This window comes from Hydrogenophaga sp. H7 (assembly GCF_002025745.1).
Lineage (GTDB): Bacteria > Pseudomonadota > Gammaproteobacteria > Burkholderiales > Burkholderiaceae_C > Hydrogenophaga > Hydrogenophaga pseudoflava.
Genome location: NZ_MCIC01000015.1, coordinates 191,086 through 203,255, shown reverse-complemented (window position 1 = coordinate 203,255; position 12,170 = coordinate 191,086). Strand labels below are relative to the sequence as shown.

Here is a 12,170-nt window from a genome sequence, read left to right as displayed (position 1 = left end):
GAACGAAATCATACGCCGGAACTGCAAATCCGTATTTACCCTTGTCAACTTTTTCTTTTGTTGACAGTTGGCGTTGCAAAAACACACGCCGTTGGGATTCTTGTCACAAACCGAGGACCGTCGCAGGAAACGAAGGGCAGCCCTGCTGCCAGCAGGCCTGCAACCGTTCCTGGAGCAGCGTTCGGCGCTCGGGTCGGCGACTGGCGACCATCAGACAACGGCCGATGTCCAGCCGCTCCATGGTCCAGTCGGGTGACCAGATGGCACTGGGCAGTTCACCCCCCGCCACCGCGCGGCATGCGTGGGCTTCGACGATGTGCGACCAGGTCGTGCGCCACTGCACGAGCCTGGGATGCAACTCGCGCAGCCGGTCAAAGTCCATGGCCATGAACTGGATCTTTCTGCCGCGACAGGCCCAGTCATTGAGGGCGTCAATGACGGACCTCTCGCCCAGAGGCCAGTCGGCGAAATCAGGATCACTGAGCACAATCTGGGTCCAGCCATCGCGGGCGGCGGTTTGCAATGCCAGCCGCACCAGATCCGCAAACTCGCGGCGCCCCTGAATACGCCCTTCCGGCAATGCCGGGAGATCGTCCGGTATCGGCTGTTGCGTCATCTCTCAGTCCTTTTCACCACCCGCCGTGGACTCCGCATGGAGCCAGCCGGCCTCGAACCAGTCCTTCAACAGGGCCTGAGCGTCGGCGCTGGCACGGCGCACCTGCGCCGCACCCAGGCGACGTTGATCTGCCAGGACGCGCATGAGGCGAGCGTCGGCTCCGCCGGCCCGAAAACTCTCTCCGTTGATGAACAGGTGCCTTGCGTCGTACATCATTCGGGTGCGCCGGTCCAGGCGCAACGCCGTCCCAGGCTGCCATGGGCCCACAGGCTCTTCGAACCACACACGGGGCTTGGGCTCGGTCATCACTTCGCCGAGGGCGCAGGCCAGCGAAGTGCGCTCGGCGAGCATGCGCTGCAGGGCATCGGCCGCGAATGCCTCCAGTGAGGCCGGCATCGCGGCCGGGTGGTCGGTGGCCTCCTGCCCGGGGTCGCGGTACAGCGTGCTGTCCTCGAACTCGTCGGCCATGCGTTGGAGCAGTTCGCCGGCGAGCCCTCCGCGCTGGGGCACGCGGAATCCCGCCGAGTAGGTCATGCAGTCGTCGCCGACGGCAATGCCGTCGTGTGCCCAGCGCGGCGGCAGGTACAGCATGTCGCCGGGGTTGAGCAGGTGCTCCTGCTCGGGCTCGAAGTTGCTCAGTATCTTGAGCGGAACATCAGGCTCCAGCGAGAGGTCCTTTTGCCGCCCGATGCGCCACAGACGCTGGCCGCTGGCCTGCAGCAGGAATACGTCGTAACTGTCGAAATGGGGCCCTACACCACCGCCATCGCTGGCCCAGGAAATCATCAGGTCGTCCAGGCGCGCGTCGGGCACAAAACGGAACCGGCCCAGCAGATCGTGCGCCGCGTCCAGGTGAAGGTCCACCCCCTGCACCAGCAGGGTCCAGCGCTTCTGTTTCAGAGGCGGAAAGGCCGTGCGGGCAAAGGGACCGTGCCGGAGCTGCCACCCGGCCGGCTTGTGCACGATCAGGCGGGACTCGACCGATTCCTGCGCGGCCAGCGCAAACAGCTCGGGACGTGTGAGCAGGGGCTGGAAACCGGGGAAGGCATTGCGGATCAGCAGGGGCTTTTTCTGCCAGTAGCGCTGCATGAACCGGGCCGGCGACATGCCGCCCAGCATCTGCGCCGGCAGGTCCACAGAAGGAGCGCCTGCGATGGAATCGGTGTGTGGTGTCATGGGACAATTGTCGGATGAAAATCACCGAACAATGTGTGGTCGCGCTGACCTGGACACTCAAGGACACGCTGGGCGAAGAACTCGATGCACTGGACGAGCCCGTCGAGTTCCTGGTGGGTGGCAATGATCTGCTGGCCAGCCTGGAGAAGGCGCTCCAGGGCCACGAGGCCGGCGATTCGCTGGAACTGCAGCTGGAGCCGCACGACGCCTTCGGTGACTACGACGACCGGCTGCTGTTCCTGGAGCCGCGCCACCTGTTTCCCGAGCACCTGGAAGAAGGCATGGGCTTCGAGGGACTGCCGGAGGGTTGCAGCGCCGCTGCCCCCAAAGACCGTCTGTTCTTCGTCAGCGACATCTACCCGGACCACGTGGTCATGGACGGCAACCACCCGCTGGCGGGCATCGCACTGCGCATCCGGCTGAAAGTGCACGAGGTGCGCGAGGCCGAGGTCAGCGAAATCGGCCGGGGCACGCTGGGCACCGGCTTTTTCCGGATGCAGGTGGACCCCTCAGGTCCCGGCGACGAACCGCCTCAGGCTCCCACCCTGCACTGACGCAGCGCGCGGGCAGCGCCGGTCAGCCGCGCCCGGTCGATCCGTAACCGCCCGCGCCGCGTTCGCTGGCCTGGGCGAAATCACTCACCACATTGAAGCGGGCCTGCACCACGGGCACGATGACCATCTGCGCAATGCGCTCCATGGGTTCGATGGTGAAGGCCACATCGCTGCGATTCCAGGCGCTCACCATCAGCTGGCCCTGGTAGTCGCTGTCGATCAGACCGACCAGGTTGCCCAGCACGATGCCGTGCTTGTGGCCCAGCCCCGACCGGGGCAGGATCATGGCGGCGTAGCCCGGGTCGGCGAGGTGGATCGCCAGCCCGGTCGGCACCAGTTGCCAGGCGTTGGGCGCCAGGGTCAGCGGCGCGTCCAGGCAGGCACGCAGATCCAGGCCCGCGCTGCCGGCCGTCGCGTAGGAGGGAAGCTGGCCCGCCATGCGAGGATCCAGCACCTTGACATCAATCTGCATGTTTCGGGTTCCGCAGAAGGGGCTCACTGCCCCGTCTTCTCGCTCTTGAGTTCGTCTTCCAGCGCCTTGGCAGGATCGACCTCCTCTTCATCAGCGGGTTCGGCCGCATCGCCTTCGGCGGGCTGCTCGGCCCCCTCCATGCCCTGGGTCGGGTCCTGCTCCTCTTCCTGTTCGAGGCCCGGCATGTTGTTGAGCATGTCGGTCACAGTGGCGTCGTCCACCTTGGCGGCGGCCTCGATATTGCCGATCACCAGCTTCGGGTAGGCAATGACGACGGACACCATGATCAGCTGCAGGATGATGAAGGCGATGGAGCCCTTGTAGATCTGCGCCGTGGTCACCGCAGGGATGCGCTGCTTGGTCACCTGGTCGGTGTAGTCGTTGCGGGCAGCCACCGAGCGCAGGTAGAACAGAGCGAAGCCGAAGGGTGGTGTGAGGAACGAGGTCTGCAGGTTCATCGCAAGGATGATGCCGAACCAGATCAGAGCCATCTCCGGCGGCGCGCCTTCAGGCAGCAGCTCCGGCAGCACCTTGGCCGCCACTGGCGCGAGCATCGGCACCACGATGAAGGCGATCTCGAAGAAGTCGATGAACATGCCCAGCACGAAGACCAGCAGGTTCACAATGATCAGGAAGCCCAGCGCACCGCCCGGCAGCTTGTCGAACAGGTGCTCGACCCAGATGTGACCGTCGGCGGCGTTGAAAGTGAAGCTGAACACGGTGGAGCCGATCAGGATCGACAGCACGAAGATGGCCAGCTTGGTCGTGTTCTCGCCGGCCTGCCTCATCAGGTCGAGGCTCAGGCGCTTGCGCGAGGCCGCCATGATCAGCGCGCCCAGGGCGCCCATGGCGCCGCCTTCGGTGGGCGTTGCAATGCCCAGGAAGATGGTGCCCAGCACCAGGAAGATCAGGACCAGCGGCGGGATCAGCACGAAGGTGACCTGCTCGGCCAGGCGGGACAGCAGGCCCATGCGGGTGATGCGGTTGACGATGGCCAGTGCCAGCGCCAGCAGCGAGGCCACGGTGATGGACATGATGACCACCTCGTCGCCTGCGGCGTCCATCTCGCGGCCGATCATCGGGTTGATGATGGCGTTGTGGTTCTGGGCCCAGATGTACCCGGCCACGCCGCAGATCGCCAGCAGCAGCAACAGCGAACGGTGGCCGCTCGCGCCGTTGGGTTCGCGGTAGATGCGCGCCTCCTGGGGCAGCGCCGGCACCCAGTCGGGCTTGAAGATGGCCACGGCCGCGATGAAGGCCAGATACAGGCCCACCAGCATCAGGCCGGGCAGCAGGCCACCGGCGTACATGTCGCCCACCGAACGGCCGAGCTGGTCGGCCAGCACGATCAGCACCAGCGACGGCGGAATCGCCTGCGCCAGCGTGCCCGATGCGGTGATGGTGCCGGTGGCGATCGTCCGGTTGTAGCCGTAGCGCAGCATGATGGGCAGCGAGATCAGGCCCATCGAGATCACGGCCGCAGCGACCACGCCGGTGGTGGCGGCCAGCAGCGCGCCCACCAGGATCACGGCCACGGCCAGGCCACCGCGCACCGGGCCGAACACCTGGGCCACGGTCTCCAGCAGGTCCTCGGCCATCCGGCTTCGCTCCAGGATGATGCCCATGAAGGTGAAGAACGGGATGGCCAGCAGGGTGTCGTTCTGCATGATGCCGAACACCCGCAGCGGCAGGGCCTGGAACAGGTTGGACGGAAACAGCCCGACCTCCATGCCGATGAAACCGAAAAAGAGGCCAGTGGCGGCCAGAGAAAACGCCACCGGGAAGCCCATGAGCAGGAACACCAGCAAGCCGGTGAACATGATGGGCACGAAATTGGATGCAATGAATTCCATGATGGTTCTCTCGCCTCTTATTGCGCGGCCTTGAGGCGCTGCTGCTCTTCTTCCAGCAGTTGCTGGGCCAGGAGTTCTTCTTCGCTCGGACCTTCATGGGCCAGCACGTCCGGACCGTTGCCGGTCAGGAAGGCGATGCGCTTGATGAGCTCGCTCAGGCTCTGCAGCGCGAGCAGCGCAAAACCGGCGGGAATCAGCGCATACACCGGCCAGCGGATCAGGCCGCCCGCGTTGGACGACATTTCGCCGGATTCGTAGGCGTTCACGAACAGCGGCCAGCCCAGCGTGGCCATCATGTAGCACAGCGGAAACACGAAGACGAGGATGCCGATCACGTCCACCCAGTTGCGGCCGCGCGCGCTGAACTTCGACGAGATGAAGTCGATGCGCACATGGGCATTGCGCAGGAAGGCGTAGCCGCTGCCCAGCATGAACACCGCCGCGAACAGGTACCACTGGATTTCCAGGAAGGCGTTGGAGCTGGTGTCGAAGAGCTTGCGCACGATGGCGTTGCCGGCACTGATCATGGTGGTCGCCAGGATGAACCACATGGCGAGCTTGCCGATGCGCTCGGTCAGCGCGTCGATCAGGCGGGAGAGCGTGAGGAGGAATGACATGAAGGTCCCCTTGTGTTGAAGGGTGCAGGCGCGAGGGATTCAGAAAAATGTCAGGGTACCTTCCACGCAAAAAAACCCCGTGGGGACGGGGTTCTTTTGCGGAAGGCCGTGAAGCTTACAGCTTCTGGCGCTGCATGAAGTTGTCGAAGTTGGCTTCGGTGAAGCGGAACCAGACGTTGGCGTCCTTGCGGAAGGCCGAGTAGTCGGTGTAGATCTTCTTCCAGGCCGGGTTGGTGTCGTTCAGCTCGGTGTAGAGGGCCATCGATTGCTTGAAGGCCTCGTCCATGACGGCCTTGGGGAACGGCAGCACCTTGGCGCCGTTGGCCACCAGGCGCTTGATCGCCTGCGGATTGCGGGCGTCGTAGCGGGCCTGCATCTCGGTGTGGGCGTAGGCCGTTGCAGCTTCAACAATGGCCTGGTATTCCTTCGACAGGGCGTTGAAGGCGGCCTTGTTGATGTAGAAGTCGAGTTGGGCACCGCCTTCCCACCAGCCGGGGTAGTAGTAGTTCTTGGCAACCTTGAAGAAGCCCAGCTTCTCATCGTCGTACGGACCGACCCATTCGGTCGCGTCGATGGTGCCCTTTTCCAGCGCCTGGTAGATCTCGCCGCCAGGAATGTTCTGCGGCACACCACCCATGCGGGTCAGCACCTTGCCGGCAAAACCGCCAATGCGCATCTTCAGGCCCTTGATGTCGGCCACGGTCTTGACTTCCTTTCGGTACCAGCCGCCCATCTGGGACCCGGTGTTGCCGCCAGGGAAGTTGATGATGTTGTACTTGTCGTAGAACTCGCGGAACAGCTTCATGCCGTTGCCGTCGAAGTACCAGGCGGTCAGCTGGCGGCTGTTCAGGCCGAAAGGAATGGCCGTACCCATGGCGAAGGTGTCGTCCTTGCCGAAGTAGTAGTAGGGGGCGGTGTGACCAGCTTCAACGGTGCCTTGCTGCACACCGTCCACGATGCCGAACGCGGGCATCAGTTCACCGGCGGGGTGCACGGAGACGACGAACTTGCCGCCGGACATCGCATTGACTTTTTCCGCGAACACTTCGGCGGCACCGTAGATGGTGTCCAGCGCCTTGGGGAAGCTGGAGGCCAGGCGCCAGCGGATGGCGGCCTGTGCATGCACAGCGGGGGCTGCTCCTGCGGCCAGCACACCGGCGATGCCGGCGTGCTTGAGGATGGAACGACGATCCATGTTGTATGACTCCGTGGTTGGTATTTCATGCCCGCCCGGAAGGGTCGGGGACTTCTGCAGTCCGGGCCATTGTAGGAACGCACCCCCCCCCTTCCGTGGGGGTTTTCCCTCGAAATCAGAGCAAGATCGTGAACGCTTTCAGGCTTTTGCAAGCTTGCTGCACTCAAACCGTGCAGGCTTTCGAAACGCCTCAAACAGGCCGTGAAATTTCTTCAACGCGGTCGTTCAGGCGGCCGCCTTGAGACCACCGGAGCCACCCAGCACGTCGGCAAAACGTTGCCTGATGGACGACTCGATGCCGCTGGCATCCAGCCCCACGTTGGCCAGCAGCCTGGCGGGATCACCGTGCTCGATGAACTCGTCGGGCAACCCGAGCTGCAGCACGGGCATCGACAGACCCTCGGCCTGCAGGGCCTCCAGCACGGCACTGCCGGCGCCACCCATGACGCAGCCCTCTTCCACCGTGACGAGCGCCTGGTGGCTGTGCGCCATCTCGCGCAGCAGGTCCATGTCAAGCGGTTTGGCCCAGCGCATGTTGGCGACGCTGGCACCGAGCGCCTCGGCGGCCGCCAGCGCCGGATGCAGCAGGGTTCCAAAGGCCAGGATGGCCACGCCATGGCCACGCCGCCGCACTTCGCCCTTGCCGAACGGCAGCCCATCCAGACTGGCCGGCACCGCCGCGCCCACACCGGCACCGCGCGGATAGCGCACCGCCACCGGGTGGTCCTGGTGGTGGGCCGTCGACAGCAACTGGCGCGTTTCCGCCTCGTCCGACGGACAGGCGATCGACATGTTGGGGATGCAGCGCAGGTAGGCGATGTCGTAGGCACCGGCGTGGGTCGCGCCATCGGCACCCACCAGGCCCGCGCGGTCCAGTGCGAACACCATGGGCAGCCTCTGCAGCGCCACATCGTGAATCAGCTGGTCGTAGCCCCGCTGAAGGAAGGTGGAGTAGATCGCGACCACCGGCTTCATGCCTTCGCAAGCCAGCCCGGCGGCAAAGGTCACCGCATGCTGTTCGGCGATGCCGACGTCGAAATAACGGCCCGGGAACCTCTGGTGGAACTCCACCATGCCCGAGCCCTCGCGCATGGCTGGGGTGATGCCGACCAGCTTGGGGTCGGCGGCAGCCATGTCGCACAGCCACTGTCCGAACACCTGGGTGAACGTGGGTTTGGGGGGCGTGGCCGGTTTGACCAGACCCACGGCGGGATCGAACTTGCCGGGGCCGTGGTAGGCCACGGGGTCCGCCTCGGCCAGCTTGTAGCCCTGCCCCTTCTTCGTGACCACGTGGAGGAACTGCGGCCCCGCACCGTTGTCCAGCAGGTGGCGCACGTTCTCCAGCGTGGGGATGAGCGAGTCGAGGTCGTGCCCGTCGATGGGGCCGACGTAGTTGAAGCCGAACTTCTCGAACAGCGTGGCCGGCACCACCATGCCTTTGGCGTGCTCTTCCAGCCGCTTGGCCAGTTCGAACAGCGGCGGCGCGCCCTTGAGCACAGTCTTGCCGACGTTCTTGGCGGCGGCGTAGAACTGGCCGCTCATGAGCTGGGCCAGGTAGCGGTTGAGCGCGCCCACCGGGGGCGAGATCGACATGTCGTTGTCGTTGAGGATCACCAGCAGGCGGCCGTGTTCGACACCGGCGTTGTTCAGCGCCTCGAAGGCCATGCCCGCGGTCATGGCGCCGTCACCGATGATGGCCACCGCGTGGCGGCTCTCGCCTTTCATCTTGGCGGCCAGTGCCATGCCCAGCGCCGCCGAGATGCTGGTGGACGAGTGGGCGGTGCCAAAGGTGTCGTACTCGCTCTCGTCGCGGCGCGGAAAACCGCTGATGCCACCGAGCTGGCGCAGCGTGGACATGCGGTCGCGGCGGCCGGTCAGGATCTTGTGCGGGTAGGTCTGGTGACCCACGTCCCAGACCAGCCGGTCTTCGGGCGTGTTGAAGACATAGTGCAGCGCCACCGTGAGTTCCACCGTGCCGAGGTTGGAACTGAGGTGCCCGCCGGTTTTCGAGACGCTCTGCAGCACATGGTCGCGCAGCTCGTCGGCCAGGGGGCGCAGCTGCGTGCGGGACAGGCGCCGCAGGTCGGCCGGGGATTCGATGGTGGACAGCAGGTTGCTCATGGGGCAGGTATTTCGCTTGAGGGCGGCTTTCCGGGTTCAGGACGCGCGGCGGCCAACCCAGTCGGCCAGCGCATGCAGGGTGTCGGTGTGGGGCAAGGCGCTGGCGGACAGCGCCTGGTGCGCCTGGTCCAGCACCGTGTCGGCGTAGGACTGGGCCGCCTCCAGACCCATGAGCGACACAAAGGTGGGCTTGTCGGCGGCGGCGTCCTTGCCCGCGGTCTTGCCCAGCGTGGCGGAGTCGGTGGTGACGTCCAGAATGTCGTCGACCACCTGGAAGGCCAGGCCGATGCAGGCGCCGTAGGTGGACAACTGCCGCAGCACGGCCGCGTCCAGGGCGGCGGTGGAAGCGCCCATCATGACGCTGGCCTGCAGCAGCGCGCCGGTCTTGAGGCGGTGCATGCCCTCCAGGGCCTTCTGGTCCAGCGCCACGCCGACGCTGGCGAGGTCGACGGCTTGCCCCCCGGCCATGCCGGATGCACCGGCCGCCACGGCCAGCTGACGGCACAGGCGGGCCGACAGCGCCGCAGGCACCGAACCGTCGTCGGGCACCAGCAACTCGAACGCCAGGGCCTGCAGGGCGTCACCGGCCAGCAGCGCCTGCGCCTCGCCGTACTTCACATGCACTGTGGGCTTGCCCCGCCGCAACACATCGTTGTCCATGCAAGGCATGTCGTCGTGGACCAAGGAATACGCATGGATGAGCTCCACCGCACAGGCCGCCCGCATGGCCACTGCAGGGTCGCCCTGCACGGCCTCGCAAGCCGCCAGCGCCAGCAGCGGGCGCAGGCGCTTGCCGCCGTCCAGTACCGCATAGCGCATGACCAGCCCCAGACCCGCCGGCGCATCGGCCAGCACCCAGTTCGACAGGGCCTGCTCCACGTGCTCCTGCTGGCGCACCCGCCAGGCTACGAACGCGGTGTTGTCCGACAGGCCCGCGCTCATTGGCCGTCCCAGGGTTTGGGCTCGCCGTTTTCGAGCACCTTGATCTGCTGCTCCACCGCCTCCAGCCGGGTGCGGCAGTAGGCCAGCAGCTCGGCGCCGCGCTGGTAGCGACCCAGCAGCTGGTCCAGCGGCAACTGCCCCGCATCCAGCTGGGCGACCAGCTGCTCCAGCTCCTCCAGCGCGGCCTCGTAGCTGGCCGGGGTGGCAGACGCTTCGGCCGAGCGGCTTGATCGGGTGGACTTTGTGGGGGTCGGAGAGGTCATTCGCTGAAGTCGATTGCGGGTGGCAAACACCCGACGGACACCCTGCGGACGGCAGGGCCAGCGCGCGATTTTATCCCCCGGCCCGCTCAATCTCCAGCCACCGCAGGGGCCTGGAAGGGGCGGGGTACAATCCCGCCTCTTTTTTGTTCAACTGACGGGCCTCGCACGCCCGGAGGGACGCAGCACTTCACCCATCCCGCGCAGATCGTTCACTCGCTCGAGCGCTTCACCCTGCCCCTTCATAGGGGGAGTCTTTAGGTCAAGACCACCATGTCTGATTTGAGTCTTCAATTGCAGCAGGCCGCAAGCCAATTGCCGGTTTCCAGCTACTTCGACGAGGCATTGTTCCGCAGGGAACTTGAAACGATCTTTCAGCACGGGCCCCGCTACGTGGGGCACGTGAACGCGGTTCCCGAGCTGGGCGACTACTTCGCCCTGCCACAGGAGGGTGAAGGACGCGCGCTGGTTCGCACCGCCAACGGCGTCGAACTCGTCTCCAACATCTGCCGCCACCGACAGGCCGTGATGCTCAAGGGCCGCGGCAACCTGAACCAGAACGCCAAAGGTCACAGCGGTGGCCACATCGTCTGCCCCCTGCACCGCTGGACCTACAGCGGTGGCCAGTCGGCCAACAGCAAGCTGGGCAACCTGCTGGGCGCCCCGCATTTCTCGCACGACCCCTGCGCCGATCTCAAGCGCTATTCGCTGCGCGAATGGAACGGCCTGCTGTTCGAAGACAACGGCCGCGACATCGCCGCCGATCTGGCGAACATGGGTCCGGCGTCCACGCTGAGCTTCGAGGGCATGGTGCTGGGCCACGTCGAACTGCACACCTGCAACTACAACTGGAAGACCTTCATCGAGGTCTATCTGGAGGACTACCACGTCGTGCCCTTCCACCCCGGACTGGGCAACTTCGTCACCTGCGACGACCTGCAGTGGGAGTTCAAGCCCGAGTACTCGGTGCAGACCGTGGGCATCCAGAACCTGCTCAAGTCCGGCAGCGCCACGTACCAGAAGTGGCACGAGGTGCTGATGCAGTACCGCAACGGCGAGCTGCCCGCACAGGGCGCGGTGTGGCTGACCTACTACCCGCACATCATGGTGGAGTGGTACCCGCACGTGCTGACGGTCTCGACCCTGCACCCGCTGGGGGTCGACAAGACACTCAACATGGTGGAGTTCTACTACCCCGAGGAGATCGCTGCCTTCGAGCCCGGCTTCATGGAGGCGCAGCGCGCCGCCTACATGGAGACCTGCATCGAGGACGACGAGATCGCCGAGCGCATGGACGCGGGCCGCAAGGCCCTGTACGAGCGCGGCGACAACGAGGTCGGTCCCTACCAGAGCCCGATGGAAGACGGCATGCAGCACTTCCACGAGTGGTACCGCGGCCGCCTCGGCGATGCGCTGAAAGGCTGAGACCCCATGCAGGCCCTCTGGATGCTGCTGGCGTCCCTGTTTTTCGCCAGCATGGGGGTCTGCATCAAGTTCGCATCCGCGCACTTCAACAGCTTCGAGATCGTCACCTACCGCGGTCTGGTGGGGGTGGTGTTTCTCTACGGGTTCACCCGGTTCAGCGGCGTCTCGCTGCGCACCACGGTGCCCATGATGCATGTCTGGCGCAGCGTGGTGGGCACCATCTCGCTGACCGCCTGGTTCTACGCCATTGCCATCCTCCCGCTGGCGACGGCGATGACGCTCAACTACATGAGCAGCGTCTGGATCGCCACCTTCTTGCTCGGCGGTGCCCTGCTGACCCAGGGCCGCAATGCGCCGGTCCGGCAACAGGCTCCCCTGTTCCTGACCGTGCTGGCGGGCTTCGGCGGCGTGGCGATGATGCTGCGCCCCACCCTGGCTCCCGACCAGATGCTGGGCGCACTGGTTGGCCTGATGTCCGGCATCTTCGCGGCCTTTGCCTACCTGCAGGTGTCGGCGCTGAGCCGGGCGGGTGAGCCCGAGAGCCGCACGGTGTTCTATTTCTCCATCGGGGCTGTGGTCGCCGGCCTGATCGGCATGCTGTTCGTCGGTGCCACGCCATGGAGCTGGCCTTCCGCGCTCTGGCTGCTGCCCATCGGGCTGCTGGCGCTGGGCGGCCAGCTGTGCATGACCCGTGCCTACGCCAGCGGTGCCACCATGGTCGTGGCCAACCTGCAGTATTCGGGCATCGTGTTCGCCGGCATCTTCGGACTGACCGTGTTCGGCGACCGGCTGCCCCTGATCGGCTGGGCCGGCATGGGCCTGATCATCGTCAGCGGCATCGCGGCCACCGTGCTGCGCGCGCGCGCCGTGCCCCACGCGCCGGCAGAAGAGCATTGAATCCGTGCGCGTCTGCATGCGGTGGGCGGGTCTTTAGGACTT

General features: G+C 65.6%; 12 protein-coding genes. 3 read left to right on the top strand and 9 right to left on the bottom strand.

Annotation, left to right across the window (positions count from 1 at the left end; translation table 11 throughout):
* Window positions 1-103: 103 nt before the first annotated feature.
* Together BC358_RS12295 and BC358_RS12290 are read right to left on the bottom strand one after the other, a co-directional pair.
* Window positions 104-616: a hypothetical protein gene (locus BC358_RS12295; protein WP_066159012.1), complete on the bottom strand. Its 513-nt coding sequence runs from the start codon at window positions 614-616 to the stop codon at window positions 104-106.
* A 3-nt stretch (window positions 617-619) separates the two neighbouring features.
* On the bottom strand, window positions 620-1,792 hold the full coding sequence (locus BC358_RS12290; protein ID WP_066159018.1) for a JmjC domain-containing protein: 1,173 nt from the start codon (window positions 1,790-1,792) through the stop codon (window positions 620-622).
* A 14-nt stretch (window positions 1,793-1,806) separates the two neighbouring features.
* Here BC358_RS12290 and BC358_RS12285 point away from each other — a divergent pair, with 14 nt between their 5' ends.
* Window positions 1,807-2,346 carry a peptidylprolyl isomerase gene (locus tag BC358_RS12285; protein WP_079366048.1) on the top strand — a complete coding sequence of 180 codons (540 nt, stop codon included), beginning with the start codon at window positions 1,807-1,809 and terminating at the stop codon, window positions 2,344-2,346.
* Window positions 2,347-2,368: 22 nt separating this feature from the next.
* Here BC358_RS12285 and dut read toward each other — a convergent pair whose 3' ends face one another.
* The 7 genes from dut to BC358_RS12250 all read right to left on the bottom strand — a co-directional run bounded on the left by dut (window position 2,369) and on the right by BC358_RS12250 (window position 9,809).
* Complete coding sequence (gene dut, locus BC358_RS12280; protein WP_066159022.1) at window positions 2,369-2,818, bottom strand: dUTP diphosphatase; 450 nt, start codon at window positions 2,816-2,818, stop codon at window positions 2,369-2,371.
* Window positions 2,819-2,841: 23 nt separating this feature from the next.
* Entirely contained in the window at window positions 2,842-4,671 is a 1,830-nt protein-coding gene (locus BC358_RS12275; protein WP_079366047.1) for a TRAP transporter large permease subunit, read from the bottom strand.
* A 17-nt stretch (window positions 4,672-4,688) separates the two neighbouring features.
* The gene (locus BC358_RS12270; RefSeq protein WP_079366046.1) at window positions 4,689-5,288 is read right to left on the bottom strand and encodes a TRAP transporter small permease subunit; all 600 of its coding nucleotides are present in this window, start codon (window positions 5,286-5,288) and stop codon (window positions 4,689-4,691) included.
* Window positions 5,289-5,403: 115 nt separating this feature from the next.
* Window positions 5,404-6,483 carry a TRAP transporter substrate-binding protein gene (locus BC358_RS12265; RefSeq protein ID WP_066159030.1) on the bottom strand — a complete coding sequence of 360 codons (1,080 nt, stop codon included), beginning with the start codon at window positions 6,481-6,483 and terminating at the stop codon, window positions 5,404-5,406.
* A 225-nt stretch (window positions 6,484-6,708) separates the two neighbouring features.
* On the bottom strand, window positions 6,709-8,604 hold the full coding sequence (gene dxs / locus BC358_RS12260; RefSeq protein ID WP_079366045.1) for a 1-deoxy-D-xylulose-5-phosphate synthase: 1,896 nt from the start codon (window positions 8,602-8,604) through the stop codon (window positions 6,709-6,711).
* A gap of 36 nt (window positions 8,605-8,640) precedes the next feature.
* A complete protein-coding gene (locus tag BC358_RS12255) occupies window positions 8,641-9,546 on the bottom strand; it encodes a polyprenyl synthetase family protein (RefSeq protein WP_079366044.1) in 906 nt (301 codons plus the stop codon).
* Window positions 9,543-9,809, bottom strand: coding sequence for an exodeoxyribonuclease VII small subunit (locus BC358_RS12250; RefSeq protein WP_066159037.1), 267 nt, complete (start codon window positions 9,807-9,809; stop codon window positions 9,543-9,545). Before BC358_RS12250 ends, BC358_RS12255 begins: the two co-directional genes overlap by 4 nt.
* 270 nt (window positions 9,810-10,079) lie before the next feature.
* Here BC358_RS12250 and BC358_RS12245 point away from each other — a divergent pair, with 270 nt between their 5' ends.
* Together BC358_RS12245 and BC358_RS12240 are read left to right on the top strand one after the other, a co-directional pair.
* The gene (locus tag BC358_RS12245) at window positions 10,080-11,231 is read left to right on the top strand and encodes an aromatic ring-hydroxylating dioxygenase subunit alpha (protein WP_066159040.1); all 1,152 of its coding nucleotides are present in this window, start codon (window positions 10,080-10,082) and stop codon (window positions 11,229-11,231) included.
* A 6-nt stretch (window positions 11,232-11,237) separates the two neighbouring features.
* On the top strand, window positions 11,238-12,128 hold the full coding sequence (locus tag BC358_RS12240; protein ID WP_079366043.1) for a DMT family transporter: 891 nt from the start codon (window positions 11,238-11,240) through the stop codon (window positions 12,126-12,128).
* Window positions 12,129-12,170 lie beyond the last annotated feature (42 nt).

Excerpts from the sequence above, each read along its gene's own strand:
- BC358_RS12295 (WP_066159012.1), bottom strand. The coding sequence starts at position 616 with ATGACGCAACAGCCGATACCGGACGATCTCCCGGCATTGCCGGAAGGG.
- BC358_RS12290 (WP_066159018.1), bottom strand. The coding sequence starts at position 1,792 with ATGACACCACACACCGATTCCATCGCAGGCGCTCCTTCTGTGGACCTG.
- BC358_RS12285 (WP_079366048.1), top strand. The coding sequence starts at position 1,807 with ATGAAAATCACCGAACAATGTGTGGTCGCGCTGACCTGGACACTCAAG.
- dut (WP_066159022.1), bottom strand. The coding sequence starts at position 2,818 with ATGCAGATTGATGTCAAGGTGCTGGATCCTCGCATGGCGGGCCAGCTT.
- BC358_RS12275 (WP_079366047.1), bottom strand. The coding sequence starts at position 4,671 with ATGGAATTCATTGCATCCAATTTCGTGCCCATCATGTTCACCGGCTTG.
- BC358_RS12270 (WP_079366046.1), bottom strand. The coding sequence starts at position 5,288 with ATGTCATTCCTCCTCACGCTCTCCCGCCTGATCGACGCGCTGACCGAG.
- BC358_RS12265 (WP_066159030.1), bottom strand. The coding sequence starts at position 6,483 with ATGGATCGTCGTTCCATCCTCAAGCACGCCGGCATCGCCGGTGTGCTG.
- dxs (WP_079366045.1), bottom strand. The coding sequence starts at position 8,604 with ATGAGCAACCTGCTGTCCACCATCGAATCCCCGGCCGACCTGCGGCGC.
- BC358_RS12255 (WP_079366044.1), bottom strand. The coding sequence starts at position 9,546 with ATGAGCGCGGGCCTGTCGGACAACACCGCGTTCGTAGCCTGGCGGGTG.
- BC358_RS12250 (WP_066159037.1), bottom strand. The coding sequence starts at position 9,809 with ATGACCTCTCCGACCCCCACAAAGTCCACCCGATCAAGCCGCTCGGCC.
- BC358_RS12245 (WP_066159040.1), top strand. The coding sequence starts at position 10,080 with ATGTCTGATTTGAGTCTTCAATTGCAGCAGGCCGCAAGCCAATTGCCG.
- BC358_RS12240 (WP_079366043.1), top strand. The coding sequence starts at position 11,238 with ATGCAGGCCCTCTGGATGCTGCTGGCGTCCCTGTTTTTCGCCAGCATG.